The sequence below is a fragment of the Pigmentiphaga sp. NML080357 genome, from assembly GCF_002188465.1.
In the GTDB taxonomy this organism is placed as follows: domain Bacteria; phylum Pseudomonadota; class Gammaproteobacteria; order Burkholderiales; family Burkholderiaceae_B; genus Pigmentiphaga.
In genome coordinates, this window is record NZ_NINW01000041.1 from 209,523 (window position 1) to 225,510 (window position 15,988).

A 15,988-nucleotide genomic window follows, 5' to 3' on the forward strand; every position below is an offset into this window, starting at 1 on the left:
GTTCAGCTCTGGAACCGCTTGAGCAGGTCGCGTTCTTCCTTCAGGCGGCGCTGGAGTTCGCGCACCTTGGCATCGATCTGCGATTGCTCGTAGAAGTCCTTGGACGCCGCGCGCGCCTGCTGCAATTGCTCCACCGCGGCCGGCAGCGCGCCCGTCATGGCGTAATAGTCGGCCATGTTGCGCCGCTCGTTCACGACGCTGCCCAGCCGCGAATAGCTGACCGCCGCCATCTGATAGAACCGCGGCTCGTCGCTCCACTTGAGCATCTGCTCCTTGAGGAAGTCGACCGCCTCCTGGTTGCGCCCGGCGCGTTGAAGGGATTCGGCCATGGCCATGGCCAGGCCTCGCTGCCCCGGCCAGCGCGCGTAGGCGCTGCGCGCGAGGCTCACCGCCTGCTGCGGGTCGTTGCGCGCCAGGGCGAGGTCGATGGCGAGGCGCTCCAGCATGAAATGGCTGCGGGCCCCGGAGGTGGCGCCCAGGTAGGCTTCCTGGGCCTTGTCGAATTCACGCTGGCGCATCCAGCCGACCGCCGCGCCGTAATAGGCCGCGGCGCGCTCCAGGCCTTCGGTTTCGGCGATCCGGCTCTCGAAATAGCGGATGGCGTCCCGGGTGTCCTGGCCGCTGGTCGCCTGCAAGATGCGCATCTTGGCGCGCACGAAATAGAAATCGGACGAACTCGCGCGGTTGTGGATGACCACGCCGCGCGCCCGGTTCTGCATGTCGGACATGCGCTCGATGGACAGCGGGTGGGTACGCGTGAATGCCTGGCTGGTGCTTTCGTTGAGTCCGGAAGCCTGCATCAACCGCCCGAAGAACGACGCCATGCCGTTGACGTTGTAGCCCGCGCCCTCGAGCATCTGGAAGCCCGTCCGGTCGGCCTCGCGTTCGGCCTCGCGCGAGAACCCCAATTGCGAGTTGATGGCCGCGGCCTGGCCGAAGGCCATCGCCGCCTCGGGCGCTTGCGAATTGCCGCGCGCGGCCACCAGCGCGGCCAGCAGCGCCGCGACCATGATGAGGCTGTCCTGCTTCTGCTGGACCAGGCCGCGGGCGATGTGCCGCTGCACCACGTGGCCGATTTCGTGCGCCAGCACGCCGGCCAGCTCCGATTCGTTCTGCGCCGCCACCACCAGCCCGGTGTGCACGCCGATGTAGCCCCCCGGCATCGCGAAGGCGTTGATGGAAGGATCGCGCACGGCGAACACGTGGATGTTCGGGGTGCCCGCGGGAGCCTGGGCCGACAGCTGCCGCGCGATGTCCGTCAGATACTGGGTGAGGTCGGGATCGTCGAGGTAAGCCGGATCGCGCAGCGACTCCATCATGATGGCGTCGCCCAGGCGTTGCTCGAGCCGGGGCGACAGCTCCTGCGCGGACGAATCCCCCAGGTCGGGCAGACCGACCGGCTGGGCGGGCGCCAGCGCCGGCGCGGCGGCCGACAGCAGGGCCGGCAGCAGCAACGCGGCGGCCTTGCGGCGTAGCGACAGGGGGCGGTGGGAATTCGGCATACCGGTATGATAGCCAGCTTGGGCGACGGGTTCCCGCCGCCGTGTCAAAACGTGAAAAATATACCAATCCGGCCCGCGGCCCGGCCAACCGCGGGGCAAGGCTTACAGGACACGCCATGAGCTACGGTACCTTGATTTCCCCGCGGGAACTGCACGCGCTGCGGCAGTCCAGCTCCCCCGTCCTCGTCTGCGACTGCACTTTCGACCTGGCCGATACCGGCGCCGGCGCGCGCGGCTACGCGGCCGGACATATTCCGGGCGCCGTCTACGTGGACCTGGACCGGGACCTGAGCGGCGCCAAGACCGGCGACAACGGCCGCCATCCCTTGCCCCGGCGCGAGGACGTCGCGGCGCTGATGGCGCGGCTAGGCGCGAGCGACGACACGCAGGTAGTCGCCTACGACGCCGTCGGCGGCGCGATGGCCGCACGCCTGTGGTGGCTGCTGCGCTGGGCCGGCCATCCGGCCAGCGCGGTGCTGGATGGCGGCCTGGCCGCCTGGCGTGCGGCTGGGCTTGCGCTCGAGCAGGAGCCGCCCGCGTCGCCGCGGCCGGGCCGATTCACGCTGCGGCCGCCGCTGTCCGCGACCGTGGAATACGACGAGGTGCGGGCCAATCTCCATGCGCAGGCTCCGCGGCTGGTGGTCGACGCCCGCGCCGCCGATCGCTTCCGCGGCGAGAACGAGACGCTCGACGCCGTGGGCGGCCACATCCCCGGCGCCGTCAACCGCTTCTTCCGCGACAATCTGCAGCCCGACGGACGCTTCAAGAGCCCGTCGCAGCTCAAGGCCGAATTCGACGCACTGCTCGGCGCCACCCCCGCGAACCGCGTGATCAGCCAGTGCGGCTCCGGTGTCACCGCCTGCCACAACCTGCTCGGCATGGAAATCGCGGGCCTGACCGGAGCGGCGCTGTATCCAGGCTCATGGAGCGAATGGAGCAGCCGTCCCGGCTCGCCCATCGCAACCGGAGAACGATGATGGCGCAATCCCCCTTGACCCATTTCGATGCCGCGGGACAGGCCCACATGGTGGACGTGGGAGCCAAGCCCGCGACCGCCCGGGTGGCCATCGCCGGCGGAACGATACGCATGCAGCCCGCCACGCTCGCACTGATCCGCGACGGCAGCGCCAGGAAAGGCGACGTCCTGGGGATCGCCCGCATCGCCGCCATCATGGCCGCCAAGAAGACCGCCGAGCTGATTCCGCTGTGCCATCCCATCCCGCTCACCCACGTCGCCTGCGACTTCGAGCTGGACGAAGCCGAGCACGCGGTGCGCTGCACCGTGCGCGCGGAAACCGTGGGCGGCACCGGCGTGGAGATGGAAGCGCTGACCGCCGTGCAAGTCGCGCTGCTTACCATCTACGACATGTGCAAGGCGGCTGACCGCGGCATGGTGATGGGCGACGTGCGGCTGCTGGAGAAGCGCGGCGGCAAGTCGGGCACCTGGACGCGCGGCGAATAGCGCCGTCGACCGCCGTTGCCCGTCACAGGCTCGACCATGCCGGCGCCGCCATGCCTGGCGGCGTGGCGGCGCAATAAACGCCGCGCGCGATGGCCCGCGCCAGCACATCGGCCGCCAGCGCGCCCAGCCGGCAGACGATGAAAGGCCGGGGGTCGACCGGGCCGTCGATCCTGGGCGCCTCGCGCCGGCCGGTCGAGATGGCGAACACCGTGTCGCCGTCGAAGGGAGCATGGATGGGACGAATGGCGCGCGCCATGCCGTCCTGCGCCATGGTCGCCACGCGCTGCAGCTCGTCCGGCGTCAGGGCGACGTCGGTCGCGATGCACGCGATGGTGGTATTGCCCAGCGGCCGGGGATCGAGCTTGGCCATCTCCCAGTTCTCGCCCTCGGCGCGCACGTCGGCCATGCCCAGGCCGCCGTACTCGTCGCCGATCTCGAACGCACCCGCCCAGAAGCGCCTGCCGTGCGGCGCAACCACCGAGCCGAAGCTGTTGCAGGCAACGATGGCCCCGACGGTCATGCCGTCGTGCGTGACGTAGGAAGCCGAGCCCAATCCTCCCTTGAGCGCTCCCGCAGCCGCGCCGAAGCCGGCGCCATGCGTGCCCAGGGCGAAGATCGCCTCGGCGCGCCGGGCCGCCTGCATCGCCAGCTCGCGGTAAGGCGGCGCTTCGCCCCAGCGCTTGTCGCCGCCGTTGGCAAGGTCGTAGAGCACCGCGGTCGGCACGATGGGCGACGGGGGAACGCCGGGTTGGCTCAGCAGCGTGAAGCCTCGGCCCTGGGCGCCCAGCCACGCCGCAACGCCGTCGCCGCTGGCCAGGCCATAGACCGAACCGCCCGACAGGACCACGGCGTCCACCGATCTCACGAGGTTGGAGGCTCCCAGCGTGTCCGTGTCCCGCGTGCCCGGCCCCCCGCCGCGTACGTCCACGGCGGCGGCGGCGCGGCCGTCGGGAAGGATGACGGTTACGCCAGTGCACGCCCGCGCATCGTCCGCCTGGCCCACGCGCAGGCCCTCGACGTCGGTAATCAGGTTGCGGGGGCCAGGGCGGCCGCGGGGCGCGTCGTGTCGTTCCATGCTGGAGTCCATTCGAAAGGGAGGCGGGGTCATTGTAGGTCCGGCACTTGCCTCGCCGCACGATCAGCCGTCCGGCATGGCGGGAAACCCGGAGGCCGCGCCATGGGCTATGCGTGCCCTGCCTCAGCCAGTGCGCAGTCGAGTTCGGCGAACGACGGCAGGGACTCGGCCAGCGGACGGCCGCCGCGTACGACGATGCGGTCGGACTGCGGCCGCGCGAGCAGCTCCGGCATGCTGCGTGCATCGAACACGATGAAATCCGCCGCGCCGCCCTCTTCCAGCATTCCACGGGCGGGATGGCGCATCAGGCGCGCGGGCGTGGCGGTCACGCTGGCGGACCAGTCCGCCGCGGCGCCGTCCAGGTGCCCGTTGCGCACGCCCTCGCGCAAGACCTCCAGCGGATCGTAGTCGCCGTAGGCATGGAAGGCATCGCCGCAGTTGTCGCTCGCCAAGGCGACCGGAATCCCGTGGCCGGCGATCTCGTGCAACGGGGCCAGGCCGCGCAGCCGGGGCGTGCGGCCGGCCGAGCGGTCCTGCAGGAACAGGTTGACCAGCGGCAGGCTGACGATGGCAAGGCCGGCCTCGAGGCAAAGGTCCAGGGCCTGTTCCCGCACGGCCTCCGGCTGGACGGCCAGGCTGCAGCAATGGCCGCAAACGACGTAGCCGCGCACGCCCTTCGCCTGCGCGGCGCGGGCCACCTCCCGCAACGAATCGGCCGCCGGTTCGCAGGACTCGTCCACATGGAGATCCACATCGAGGCCATAGCGGCCGGCCCATCCGAACAACGCGTCCAGCGCTAGCGCCAGGCGCTGCCGCGCGGCCGCGGGCGGCAGGCCGGGAATGCGCGTCACGCCGCCCAGCACGCCGCCGGATTCGGCCACCCGGCGCACGAAGGCCTCGGCCTGCGCGCCCAGATACGTGTCCATCGGCGCCATGGCCACCATCTGCAGCCGGATCCGGCCCGCCCACCGCGCACGCAGCGCCTGCATGACGTCCCACGACATGCGGGCCTGCGGCCCCGCGGCGTCCACGTGGGTGCGCAAACCCGCCGTGCCGTGGGCCCATGCGCAGCGCAGCGCGAAGTCGGCGCGGGTCTCGAGCTCGGCGGCATGCCAGCGGGCATGGTCGGCCATGACGGCCTTGACCGCTCCCAGCAGCGTGCCGTCCGCGTTGGGCGCGCGCGCCAGCGTATGCGTCTTGTCCAGATGAGTGTGCAAGTCGTGGAAGGACGGCCAGACCTGTCGCCCGGCCAGGTCCAGCACGGCGCCGGCCCCAAGCCGGCCCACCGGCGCGATGGCGCGCAGCCGGCCACCTTCCACCGCGAGGTCCACGCGCGCCAGTCCCTGCCCGTCGGCCAGCGCGCGCAGCGCGGTGGGCAGGAGTGCCCGCGGCACCCGCGCATCGCGCAGGATATAGTCCCCGACAGCCTGCGCGAGCCGCTCGCCGACGGCTCTCACGACTCGCGCTCCATCGCGCTTTCGTGCCAACGGCGCAGATGCGCTGCGAGGTCCACGACGTCGCCAGGAAGATCAGTACGCCGGTACATGAAATCAGCAGCAGCGCGGCGAACATGCGCGGCGTCTTCAACTGGTAGCCAGCCTCGAGGATGCGATAGGCCAGTCCCGAGCCCTGCCCGCCGGCGCCGGCCACGAATTCCGCCACCACCGCGCCGATCAGCGACAGGCCGCCCGAAATGCGTACGCCCGCGAGGAAGTACGGCATGGCCGATGGAATGCGCAGCCGCCGCAGCGTCTGCCCGGGAGTGGCCCCGTAGAGCCGGAACAGGTCGCGCAGATTGTGGTCGGCGCTGTTGAGGCCGACGATGGTATTGGAAAGGATGGGAAAGAACGCCACCAGCCAGGCGCACACCAGCAGCGCCACCTGGACGTTGTCCACCCAGATGATCAGCAGTGGCGCGATGGCGACCACCGGCGTGACCTGCATGATGACGGCGTACGGGAAGAACGTCAGTTCTATCCATTTGGACAGGCTGAACAAGAGCGCGATGGCGCCGCCCACCAGCACGGCGCTGGCGAATGCCGCGGCGGTGATCTTCAGCGTGACCCACAGGGCGGCCGACAGGAGCGGGCCGTCCTCGACCAGCGCCCGGGCGATGGCCGCCGGCCCCGGCAGGATGTGCGGCGAGACGTGCAAGCCGCGCACGACGGCCTCCCACAGGACCAGACTGAGCACGCCCATGGCGACGGGCAGCACGATGCGCGCGGTGCGGAGCTTGGAATTCATGCGTTCATGGCCTTTTCGAGCGCTTCGGAAGTCTGCCGGCACAGGTGGGCGTATTCGGCCGAGGTGCGGAATGCCTCGCCGCGTTCGGCATGGGGAGCGATCGCCAGGTCCGCGTGCAACCGCCCCGGGCGGGCGGCCATCACCACCACGCGCTGCGACAGGTACACCGATTCGAACACCGAGTGCGTCACGAACACGGCGGTAAAGCGCTGGTCCTGCCACAGCCTCAGCAAATCGTTGTTCAGCTTGAAGCGGGTAATCTCGTCCAGCGCGGCGAACGGTTCGTCCAGCAGCAGGACCTGCGGACGCGTCACGATCGCGCGGGCGATGGACACGCGCATTTTCATGCCGCCCGACAGCTCGCGCGGCAAGGCATGCTCGAATCCCTTCAGGCCGACCTTCTCCAGCGCCTGCGTTGCGCGCTGCCGGGCCTCGTCGCGCGGCACGCCGGCGAGGTCGAGCGGCAGCGTGGTATTGGCCAGCGCCGTCTCCCAGGGCATGAGCGTAGGCTCCTGGAACACGAAGCTGATCGCGCCCTTCGCATCGTGCCGCACGACCTCGCCCGCGGTGGGCTCGGCCAGTCCCGCGATCATCCGCAGCACGGTGCTCTTGCCGCAACCCGAAGGACCCAGCAGGCTGACGAAGCTGCCTCGCGCCAGGCTCAGGCTCAGGCCTTCGATCGCCAGCGTGCCATTGCCGAAACGCTTGGATATGCCCCGGAGTTCGAGCACGTCGCCGGTATTGTCGAGTGCGGCACTCATCGCATGCCGACCCGCTTGTTGACGAACCGCAGGGTGTACGCCTTGCGCACGTCCACCCCGGCCGGCAGCACGCCCACGTCCACCATGGACTTGTAGAAGTGCTCCCAGCGCGCGTCCGTCATGGCGCCTATGCCCATCCTCCTGGCATCGCCGGAGTCGACCAGGCCGCGTTCCTTCATGGCCTGGATGGCGAAGGCGATCTGGTCGTCCGTCATTTCGGGATTGTTGCGCTTGATCAGTTCATTGCCGGGCGCGGGATCGTCGTACAGGTAGCTGTACCAGCCTTCAATGGAGGCATCGACGAATTTCTGCACGAACTGCGGACGCTTCTCGACGTTGTCGCGCGTCGTGACGATGGTCGTCATGTAGGGGTCCCAGCCATAGTCCGCCAGCAGGAAGGACACCGGGTCCCGTACGCCTGCCTTCCTGAGCGCCAGCGGCTCGTTGGTGACGAGGCCCTGCTGCACGACCCGCTTGTCGGCCAGGAACGGCGCCAGCGAGAACGTATACGGCTTGACCTGGTCGTCGGTGAAACCGAAGCGGCCGCGCAGATAGGGCCAGAACGTCGCCATGCCGAGCGCGCCGACCAGCACCGTCCGGCCCTTGATCTGCTCGATCGAATCGACGCCCTGCCCCGGATGGGCGATCAGCACGCGGGGATCCTTCTGGAAGACCGCGGCCACCGACATCAGCGGCGCCCCTTCGCGCGCGGCATTGAGCGACGTGCCGCTGCTGCCGGCCGTGAAATCCACGCGCCCGGCCAGCAGCATGGGCGTGGGGTTGCTCTGAGGATTGCCCAGGCGGATCTCCACGTCCAGCCCGTGCTTGCGGTAGATGCCCTTGGCCAGCGCCTGGAAGAAACCGCCCCACTCGGCTTCGGCCCGCCAGCCGATGAACATGACCGCTTTCTCGGCCGCCGGCTGCCGGGCGCCCGCCAGCCCGGGTTGCGCGCAGGCCAGCGCTGCGCAGAACGCAAGCGCGCGCCGGATCTTGGAATTCGACTGCCTCATGATGGTCCCCCCGACTGTAGAAAACACCGCAACCGTCGCCGCGCGCGGCGAGCCCGTTCCTCAGAAGAACTGCTCGACGTCCACCTCGCGATCGAGCAGGCCAGCCCCGCGCAGCACGGCCGCCCAGCTCCGGTACATGGCCTTGACCGCGGGATCGTCCATGCCGAAAGGGTGGAACAGCGTGGTGTCGAATCCGATTTCGCGCAGCAGCGCCGAGTCCTGCCCGGTATGCCGGGCCATCGCGTCGAGCGCGGCGGACGGGTCGCGGTAGACCGCGTCCACCGCCTCGGCCAGCGCCTCGGCTGTGGCGGCGAACAGCGCCGGATTACGCGCGTAGGCCTCGCGGGTCGTCCACCAGTTCGACACCAGCGAAGGATTGCCCGTGCTCGCCATCGCCAGCGACCCTTCCCCCAGCACCTCGTCCACGGCATAGCCGAGCCCGCGGCGCAGCATGATCGTGACCAGGGGTTCGACGCAGACGGCGACGTCGATCTCGCCCGCGGCGAGCGCATCGGGCATCTTGTGGAAAGGCATCGGCACCCACTGCACGCTGGAAACATCGATGCCGTGGCGATTGAACAGATAAAGCGGCGCGGAATGGGTGATGCCTCCATCCAGCGCGAAGGCGGCCAGGCGCTTGCCTTCGAAATCGCCAGGCCGCGCGATGCTCACGTCCTTGCGCGCGATGATGTTCATGAAGTCGGCATTGCGGCCCCCGTAGCTGCCGCGCAGGGCCGCGGTGGCGACGAAGCGCGAGGCCAGGCCGAAGCGCTCGCGCGCCATGATCGTAAGCGTGGGGCCGGAGAAGGTGAGATCCATGCGATCGGCGCGCATGTCCTCGATGGCCTGCACCGCGGTGCGCTGGACGAAGACGGGTTCGATGCCTCGCTTGGCGAACAGCCCCGCGTCGATGGCGGTGAACAGGGGGACCAGTCCCATCATGGGATCGGGATGGGCATCGATTCTGAGTTCCATGGCGCTCCAGCCGCGTGAGAGGTCATCGCAATTTACATGACTTTATCATGCAAATTTGCGATGTCAATCGGTAGTCGCGGCCGGCAGCGCTAGGGTTCGTTGGGAGTTTCGGTTCTTGACACGGTCTTGTGCGATGCGCCGGGGCCGGGCGGCCGGTGGGGCGGGCCGCCCCGCTCCACCGGCCAAGGACGGATCAAAGCCCCCCGCAATTGAGGACACTTTCTAGTGCAGCTTCACGCGTGGCTGCGAACGACGGCTCAACAGCCGGCTCAGGGAACGCAGGCTCGCGCCCCACCAGCCCAGCACCGCGGCATAGTGCGACCAATGCGTGCCGGCATACATCATGCGGGCGATCCAACCCTCGACCAGCAGCTTGCGGCCGGAGAGGTTGCCCATCAGGCTGCCGACGCCTTCGGCATGCCCGATCGATACCAGCGAACCGAAGTCGCGGAAGCGGAAGGGTTGCGCCGGAGGCGTTTCGCCCCGTATGCGGGCCGACAGGATAGGCGCCAGATAGGAAGCCTGCTGGTGAGCCGCCTGCGCGCGGGCGGGAACCGTCTTGCCGGTCTCGCGCCAGGGCGCCGCGGCGCAATCGCCGATGGCATAGATGGCCGGATCGGCGGTGCGCAAGGTCTCGTCCACCTTGATCTGCTGCATGCCGTTCAACTCGAGGCCCAGCCTGCCCATGAGCGCCGGCGCCTTGATGCCCGCGGCCCAGACGCACAAATCGGCATCGAACACCTTGTCCTGGGCCACCACGCTATGGGGCGTGACTTGCGAGACGCGGCAGTCCGCCACGACCTGCACGCCCCGCTCCACCAGAAGCGCCTCGGCCGCCCGCGCCACCCGCTCGGGCAGCGGCCCCAATATGCGGGGGCCGCCTTCGATGAGCGTGATGCGGAGCTTATCGGGGGTCATGCCCGGCAGCCCATAGGCGGAAATCGTGCGGCCCGCCTCGTGCAGCTCGGCGGCGAGCTCGACGCCGGTGGCCCCGCCGCCGACGATCACCACGTTCACCACGCCGGGCGTGGCCACGTCGGTACCCGCCGAGGCGCGCGCCATGGCCTTGAGCAGTTCGAGCCGGAAGCGCTCGGCGGCGTCGGTGGTATCCAGCGAAATCGCGTATTGCTCGGCGCCCGGCGTATTGAAGAAATTGCCCAGGCTGCCGATCGCCAGCACCAGCGTGTCGTAGGGAACGCCACGCTCGGGGAGGATGAGCCCGCCGTCGGCATCGCTCAAGGCTGCCACCCGTACCTCGCGGGCCTGGCGATCGACCTCGGTGATTTCTCCCAGCACGAAGCGAAAGCCATTGTCGTGCGCGAGCATCGCATACGACAGTCCATCGCGATGGATGTCCACCGTGCCGGCGGCGACTTCGTGCAGCGACGGCTTCCAGATATGGAACGGCGTCGCATCGACGAGCGTCACGTGGTCAGGCCCATGGCGCCGCCCCAGGCGAACCGCCAGTTCGAGTCCTCCCGCGCCGCCGCCGGCGATCACGATGCGATGCAATGCCCCTGACTTCATGGATGCTCCCCGATGGCCGGCGCACGGGCGCCGGGCCGGCCCCGTGCCGGCAACGTTTCCCCAGCAGCCGGCGTGCCCGCCGCCGGCCGGACATCCAGACTAGAGCCCGGCGATCGACATTTCGGGCAGCAGGATGGAGCCGGTCGTTTTCGTGCCGCGGGTAAGCGTATCCGCCCCCACCGCGACCACGCTGCCGAACATGTCCCGCAGGTTGCCGGCGATGGTGATTTCCTGCACGGCGTGCTGGATTTCGCCGTTTTCCACCCAGTACCCGAACGCGCCGCGGGAATAATCTCCGGTCACGTAGTTGATGCCCTGTCCGATCAGCTCGGTCACGAGCAGGCCGGTGCCGAGCTTGCGCAGCATGGCGCGGAAGTCGTCCGAAGGACGCGTCAGGCGCGAGGTCAAGGCCAGGTTGTGCGATCCGCCGGCATTGCCGGTGGTGGCCATGCCGAGCTTGCGCGCGGTATAGCTCGACAGGAAATAGCCCTGGATCGTGCCGGCGTCGACCACTTTGCGGGCTTGCGTGCGCACGCCTTCGTCGTCGAACGCGGCGCTGCCCTGCGCGCCCTTGATGCCCGGATCCTCGAGGACATCGATGTGGCCGGGAAATACCTGGCGCCCCAGGCTATCGACCAGGAAGCTCGATTTGCGATAAAGCGCGCCGCCGCTCAGGGCTTGCGTGAGCGAACCCAGCAGGCCGCAGGCCAGGGGCGCCTCGAACAGCACGGGATACTTGCCCGTGCGGATGCGCCGGGCAGACAGGCGCGAGAGCGCCCGCTCGGCGGCATAGCGGCCGACCCGGACCGGATCGGCGAGCTTGGCCCAGTTGCGGTCGCTGGTGTACCAGTCGTCGCGTTGCATGTTGTCGCCGCGTCCGGCGATGGGGGAGACCGAGAGCGAGTGCCGCGAATAGGGATAGCCGTTCAGGAAGCCGCGCGTGTTGCCCATCACGAAGTGGCCTTCGTATGACGACACCGATGCGCCGTCCGAGTTGGCGATGCGCTTGTCGGTGGAAAGCGCGGCATGCTCGGCTTGCAGCGCCAGTTCCGCCGCGGCCTCGGCCGAGAGATCCCAGGGATGGTAGAGATCCAGGTCGGGGAACTCGGTCGCCAGCAGCTCGGCATCGGGCAGGCCGGCGGCGGGATCCTCGGCGGTATGGCGGGCGATGTGGTAGGCCGCCTGCACGGTGTCGCGTACCGCCTGGTCCGAGAAGTCGGACGTGGAAGCCGAACCGCGGCGCTGGCCCACGTATACGGTGATGTCCAGCGAGCGGTCACGGGTCTGTTCCACGGTCTCCAGCGATCCGCGCCGCACCGAGACGGCCAGCCCCCGGCTCTCGGACACTTCGGCCGCGGCATCGGTGGCGCCCGCCCGCTTCGACTCCTCCAGCACCCGCTCGATCAATCGGCGGAACGCGGCCTGGTCGGTGGCGAGCGAGGAACGGGCCGGGGTAGAGGAGGACTTCTTGCGAGATGAGGAAATGGCCATGGGTATCTTTGGGAAGAATGCGGAGCCCGGGGGGCGGCTAGGCTTTATGATAATGGATCCCCCCTACGCGCTTACGCGCGCCCCCCCAGGGGGGCGGGACCGGCGGAGCCGGATCCGCTGTGCCCTGGATCCGTGGAGGGGTTCTTGGCGCGGGGCGCCGGGTTCTTGCGTGATCCGGGGTGGCCCTCATGGATAGCTAATTATTTTTATGTCTCGTTCCAAACATTTCGCTTCGCCTTCGATGGTCGGTCACGATGCCGGCGACGAGGGCGATCAACGGGCGCCCAGCAAGTCCCAGCTCAAGCGGCAGATGACGGCGCTGCAGGAACTGGGGGAGCGCCTGGTGGGGTTGCCCGACAGCAAGCTTCGGCAGTTGCCGCTGGCCGAGCGGCTGTACGACGCGGTGCGGGAGGCCCAGCGCATTACTTCGCACGAGGGCAAGCGCCGGCAGCTCCAGTACGTGGGCAAGCTGATGCGCGAGGCGCACGTCGAGCCGATCCAGGCCATGCTGGCCGAGTGGGACGGCGAGTCGATGGAGCAGGTGGCGGCCTTCCATCAACTCGAGTTGTGGCGCGATCGCCTTCTTGGCGACGACGAGCACTTCACCGCCTTCATGAACCTGTACCCGCACGCCGAGGCCCAGCCCCTGCGGGCATTGATACGGGCGGCGCGCAAGGAACAGGCGGCCAACGCCGCGCTCCTGCCCGGCCGCGAGCCGCAGCGCAAGCACTACCGCGCGCTGTTCCAGGAAATCAAGCGGCTGCAGGCCGCAGCCAACGCCGAGCCGGCGCCCAGCGCCGGAGACGACGCGGACGACGACAAACGCTGACACGCAGCCTCACCTCTTCTTCCAGCCATGACGACTCCCGCCAAGCGCCTCGTGCGCAATCATCCCGACGAACTGCTGTGCGGCCTGGTGTCCATCAGCGATCGCGCCTCCAAGGGCGTCTATGCCGACGAAGGCATACCCGCGCTCAGGACCTGGCTCGACGGCGCGCTGCGGACGCCGGTGCGCTACACCGAGCGGCTGATCGCCGATGACGCGGACACGATTTCGGCCACGCTGGTCGAGCTCTGCGACGAACTCGGCTGCGACCTCATCCTGACCACGGGCGGAACGGGCCCGGCGCGGCGCGACGTCACGCCGGAGGCCACGCTGGCGGTCGCGACCAAGGAAATGCCCGGGTTCGGCGAGCAGATGCGCCAGATCTCGCTGCGTTTCGTGCCGACGGCCATCCTGTCGCGCCAGGTCGCCGTAATACGCGAGCGCGGCGCCTCGGCGGCGGACGGCGCCTCGCTGATCATCAACCTGCCCGGCCAGCCCAAGGCCATCCGGGAGACCCTCGAAGGCCTGCGGGAAGCCGACGGCACGCTCGCGGTGCCAGGGATCTTCGCGGCGGTGCCCTATTGCATCCAGCTCATCGAAGGCCCGTACGTCGAGACCCACGACGCGGTATGCAAGGCGTTCCGGCCCAAGGCCGCGATCCGCGCCGCCTCGTGACGCGCGACGCCATCGATCCCGGAGAAAATCCCATGACCGACATCCTGCTCGATTGCGTTGAAGCCGAAACCGGCCCCCAGCCTACGCGTGCCGTCATCTGGCTCCACGGCCTGGGCGCCGACGGCCACGACTTCGAACCCATCGTGCCCGAACTGGACCTGCGCGGCCTGCCGCCGGTCCGCTTCGTCTTTCCGCACGCCACCGTGCAGCCCGTGACCATCAATGGCGGCATGGCCATGCGCGCGTGGTACGACATCGTCGCGAGCGACCTGGTCCGGCGCGAGGACGAAGCCGGCATACGGGCCTCCCAGCGCCACGTCGAACGCCTCATCGCGCGCGAGAACCAGCGAGGCATTCCGAGCGAGCACATCGTGCTGGCGGGATTCTCGCAAGGCTGCGCGATGACCCTGCACACCGGCCTGCGCCATCCCGAGAAACTGGCCGGCCTCGTCGCCCTGTCGGGCTATCTGCCGCTGGCGGCGAGCTTTGTCGCCGAGCGCCATCCGGCCAACGCCGACACGCCCATCTTCATGGGCCACGGCACGGCCGATCCCATCGTCGCGCCGGAGCGGGCGACCGCCTCGCGCGATGCGCTGCGGCAGCTCGGCTACGACGTGGAATGGCATGCCTACCCGATGCCGCACTCGGTCTGCGCGCCGGAGCTGGCGGACATATCGGCATTCCTGCGCAAGACGCTGGCTTGATGCCGATCAAGACATACCGCCCCAAGATGTGGTGTACTTCACGAGTCAACGAAAACGCCCGCGACACCGCACCGGCGTTCGAGCGGTCATCTTCGTGATCTTCAAGGAGAAAACGCCATGTTCAAGAAAATCCTGATCCCCACCGATGGCTCGCCGCTGTCCGCCCAGGCCGCGAACGCCGGCGTGAGCTTCGCGCGTTCGGTGAATGCGGAGATCGTGGCCCTGCACGTCACGCAGCCCTTCGCCGCCACGATAGGCTTCGACGGCATGGCCGCCGCCTATGCGATCACCGATGACGCCTATGAAAAGGCCTCGGCCGAGCAAGCCGCCAAATATCTCGACGCGGTCACCAGCCGCGCCGACACGGCCGGCGTGAAAAGCACCGCGCTGTCCGTCTCCAACTTCAACGTGGCCGACGGCATCGTGCAGGCCGCCGCCGAGACCGGCTGCGACCTGATCTTCATCGGCAGCCACGGCCGCAGCGGCCTGTCGCGCCTGCTGCTGGGCAGCGTCACCGCCAAGGTGCTGTCCCTGGCCCACGTGGCGGTGCTGGTCTACCGCGTCAAGGAAGAAAAGAAGAAAGAAAAAGAAAAGGAAAAGACCGAGGGCTAAGCCTGCCGCCAGGCCCGGGGGAAAGCGGCGCGTCTCTCCCGGGCAGCCCGCGGGCCCGGCCGGGCCGGATCCGCTGCTCCCCCTTGCCCCTGCCGCCGGCCCGAACGGCGCCTCTCCAATCAGCCGGCCCCTCAGCGCTCGCCGGCCTGTTCCTTGACCACTTCCCGCAGGCAATCCAGCGCGACCTCCACCGCCGCCGGCCGCAATGCGTCATTGCGCCAGTACATTGCCACCGAACCGAATCCCGACAGCCGCAGCGGCACGATGCGCACGGCATTCATGTGCACCAGCCTGACGGCCGCGCGATGCGAGGCCACGCCTATCATGTCGCTATGAGCCAGCAGCGTGACGTTCAGCGTGGCGGAATTCGACTCCACATAATCGGCGGGCAGGTCTCGGCCCGCGGATGCCAGCGCGGAGTCCAGCGCAGTGCGTATCGGCGTGCCCCTGGGCCACAGGATCCAGCGATGGCGCAGCACGTCGTCCCAGGTCGCCTCGGGCCGTTCGAACAGCGGGTGGTGCGGGCGGGCGACGAAGTGTATGGGCTCCAGGTACAGCGCTTCGGAACGTATCGCGGGATCATGCAGTTCCGGCGCCGATCGACCGACCACGATGTCGAGATCGCCCCGCGCCAACTGCTCGATGAGCTGGTCCATGGTGCTTTCCACCATCCGTATGCGCGCCTGGGGCATGCGCTTGAGCAGCGCCAGCATGGCGAGCGGCACGGTGTCCGGCGCCGATGCCCCCGACGTGCCGATCAGCACCTGGCCGCTCCCGCCCGCGCGCATGGCTTCCATGTCGCTTTGCGCACGGTCCAGCTGGACCTCGATGCGCTTGGCGTGGGCGATGAGCGCCTCGCCATAGGGAGTCGGCCGCAGGCCGCGCGCATGGCGCTCGAAAAGCGGCAGGCCGATGTCGTCCTCCAGTTCCCGCAGCCATTTGGACAAGGCGGGCTGCGTGGTATTGAGCGCGGCGGCCGAATGGCTGATGTTGCGGGTCTGGGCAAGGCTGAGCAGCATCTGGAGGTTGCGCAGCCGCAGGCGGTGGGTCCAATCCATGGCGGGGCGAGAAGTTACCATACTCAAAATAGTATGGTTGAGAACAAAAATTCATTTTTCACAGCA

Annotated in this window: 15 protein-coding genes and 1 pseudogene; 6 read left to right on the forward strand and 10 right to left on the reverse strand. The window is 68.8% G+C overall.

Annotated features, from left to right (window positions below; genetic code table 11):
• Positions 1-2 precede the first annotated feature (2 nt).
• Positions 3-1,502 carry a M48 family metalloprotease gene (locus tag CDO44_RS19590; RefSeq protein WP_087781963.1) on the reverse strand — a complete coding sequence of 500 codons (1,500 nt, stop codon included), beginning with the start codon at positions 1,500-1,502 and terminating at the stop codon, positions 3-5.
• A 116-nt stretch (positions 1,503-1,618) separates the two neighbouring features.
• On the opposite strand from CDO44_RS19590, the gene CDO44_RS19595 reads away from it, so the two are divergent.
• Together CDO44_RS19595 and moaC are read left to right on the forward strand one after the other, a co-directional pair.
• Complete coding sequence (locus tag CDO44_RS19595) at positions 1,619-2,479, forward strand: sulfurtransferase (RefSeq protein WP_087781964.1); 861 nt, start codon at positions 1,619-1,621, stop codon at positions 2,477-2,479.
• On the forward strand, positions 2,479-2,964 hold the full coding sequence (gene moaC / locus CDO44_RS19600) for a cyclic pyranopterin monophosphate synthase MoaC (RefSeq protein ID WP_087781965.1): 486 nt from the start codon (positions 2,479-2,481) through the stop codon (positions 2,962-2,964). Before CDO44_RS19595 ends, moaC begins: the two co-directional genes overlap by 1 nt.
• A 22-nt stretch (positions 2,965-2,986) precedes the next feature.
• Here the strand turns inward: moaC and CDO44_RS19605 are convergent, their stop codons facing one another.
• From CDO44_RS19605 to pmbA, 8 genes and pseudogenes are all read right to left on the reverse strand, one after another.
• Positions 2,987-4,039, reverse strand: a complete 1,053-nt coding sequence (locus tag CDO44_RS19605; RefSeq protein ID WP_198951399.1) for a P1 family peptidase — start codon at positions 4,037-4,039, stop codon at positions 2,987-2,989.
• Positions 4,040-4,146: 107 nt separating this feature from the next.
• Positions 4,147-5,496, reverse strand: coding sequence for a cytosine deaminase (locus tag CDO44_RS19610; RefSeq protein WP_087781967.1), 1,350 nt, complete (start codon positions 5,494-5,496; stop codon positions 4,147-4,149).
• Positions 5,497-5,596: 100 nt separating this feature from the next.
• A pseudogene (locus CDO44_RS19615) lies at positions 5,597-6,283 on the reverse strand (ABC transporter permease); the annotation flags it as partial.
• Positions 6,280-7,044 (reverse strand): ABC transporter ATP-binding protein, encoded by a 765-nt coding sequence (locus CDO44_RS19620; RefSeq protein WP_087781968.1) that lies wholly within the window; start codon positions 7,042-7,044, stop codon positions 6,280-6,282. The pseudogene CDO44_RS19615 and the gene CDO44_RS19620, both read right to left, overlap by 4 nt.
• Positions 7,041-8,054 carry an ABC transporter substrate-binding protein gene (locus tag CDO44_RS19625; protein ID WP_087781969.1) on the reverse strand — a complete coding sequence of 338 codons (1,014 nt, stop codon included), beginning with the start codon at positions 8,052-8,054 and terminating at the stop codon, positions 7,041-7,043. The genes CDO44_RS19620 and CDO44_RS19625 overlap by 4 nt, the downstream gene beginning before the upstream one ends.
• Before the next feature lie 60 nt (positions 8,055-8,114).
• Complete coding sequence (locus CDO44_RS19630) at positions 8,115-9,029, reverse strand: ABC transporter substrate-binding protein (RefSeq protein ID WP_087781970.1); 915 nt, start codon at positions 9,027-9,029, stop codon at positions 8,115-8,117.
• A gap of 222 nt (positions 9,030-9,251) precedes the next feature.
• On the reverse strand, positions 9,252-10,556 hold the full coding sequence (locus CDO44_RS19635) for an NAD(P)/FAD-dependent oxidoreductase (protein ID WP_087781971.1): 1,305 nt from the start codon (positions 10,554-10,556) through the stop codon (positions 9,252-9,254).
• Between the two features lie 99 nt (positions 10,557-10,655).
• Positions 10,656-12,047 (reverse strand): metalloprotease PmbA, encoded by a 1,392-nt coding sequence (gene pmbA / locus CDO44_RS19640; protein WP_087781972.1) that lies wholly within the window; start codon positions 12,045-12,047, stop codon positions 10,656-10,658.
• Between the two features lie 208 nt (positions 12,048-12,255).
• Here pmbA and yjgA point away from each other — a divergent pair, with 208 nt between their 5' ends.
• From yjgA to CDO44_RS19660, 4 genes are all read left to right on the forward strand, one after another.
• Positions 12,256-12,876 carry a ribosome biogenesis factor YjgA gene (gene yjgA, locus CDO44_RS19645; protein WP_369824694.1) on the forward strand — a complete coding sequence of 207 codons (621 nt, stop codon included), beginning with the start codon at positions 12,256-12,258 and terminating at the stop codon, positions 12,874-12,876.
• A 27-nt stretch (positions 12,877-12,903) separates the two neighbouring features.
• Positions 12,904-13,548 carry a molybdopterin adenylyltransferase gene (gene mog, locus CDO44_RS19650; RefSeq protein ID WP_087781973.1) on the forward strand — a complete coding sequence of 215 codons (645 nt, stop codon included), beginning with the start codon at positions 12,904-12,906 and terminating at the stop codon, positions 13,546-13,548.
• Positions 13,549-13,580: 32 nt separating this feature from the next.
• Positions 13,581-14,252 carry an alpha/beta hydrolase gene (locus CDO44_RS19655; protein WP_087782004.1) on the forward strand — a complete coding sequence of 224 codons (672 nt, stop codon included), beginning with the start codon at positions 13,581-13,583 and terminating at the stop codon, positions 14,250-14,252.
• A gap of 117 nt (positions 14,253-14,369) precedes the next feature.
• Positions 14,370-14,864 (forward strand): universal stress protein, encoded by a 495-nt coding sequence (locus CDO44_RS19660; RefSeq protein ID WP_087781974.1) that lies wholly within the window; start codon positions 14,370-14,372, stop codon positions 14,862-14,864.
• Between the two features lie 131 nt (positions 14,865-14,995).
• Here the strand turns inward: CDO44_RS19660 and CDO44_RS19665 are convergent, their stop codons facing one another.
• Positions 14,996-15,922: a LysR family transcriptional regulator gene (locus CDO44_RS19665; RefSeq protein ID WP_087781975.1), complete on the reverse strand. Its 927-nt coding sequence runs from the start codon at positions 15,920-15,922 to the stop codon at positions 14,996-14,998.
• Positions 15,923-15,988 lie beyond the last annotated feature (66 nt).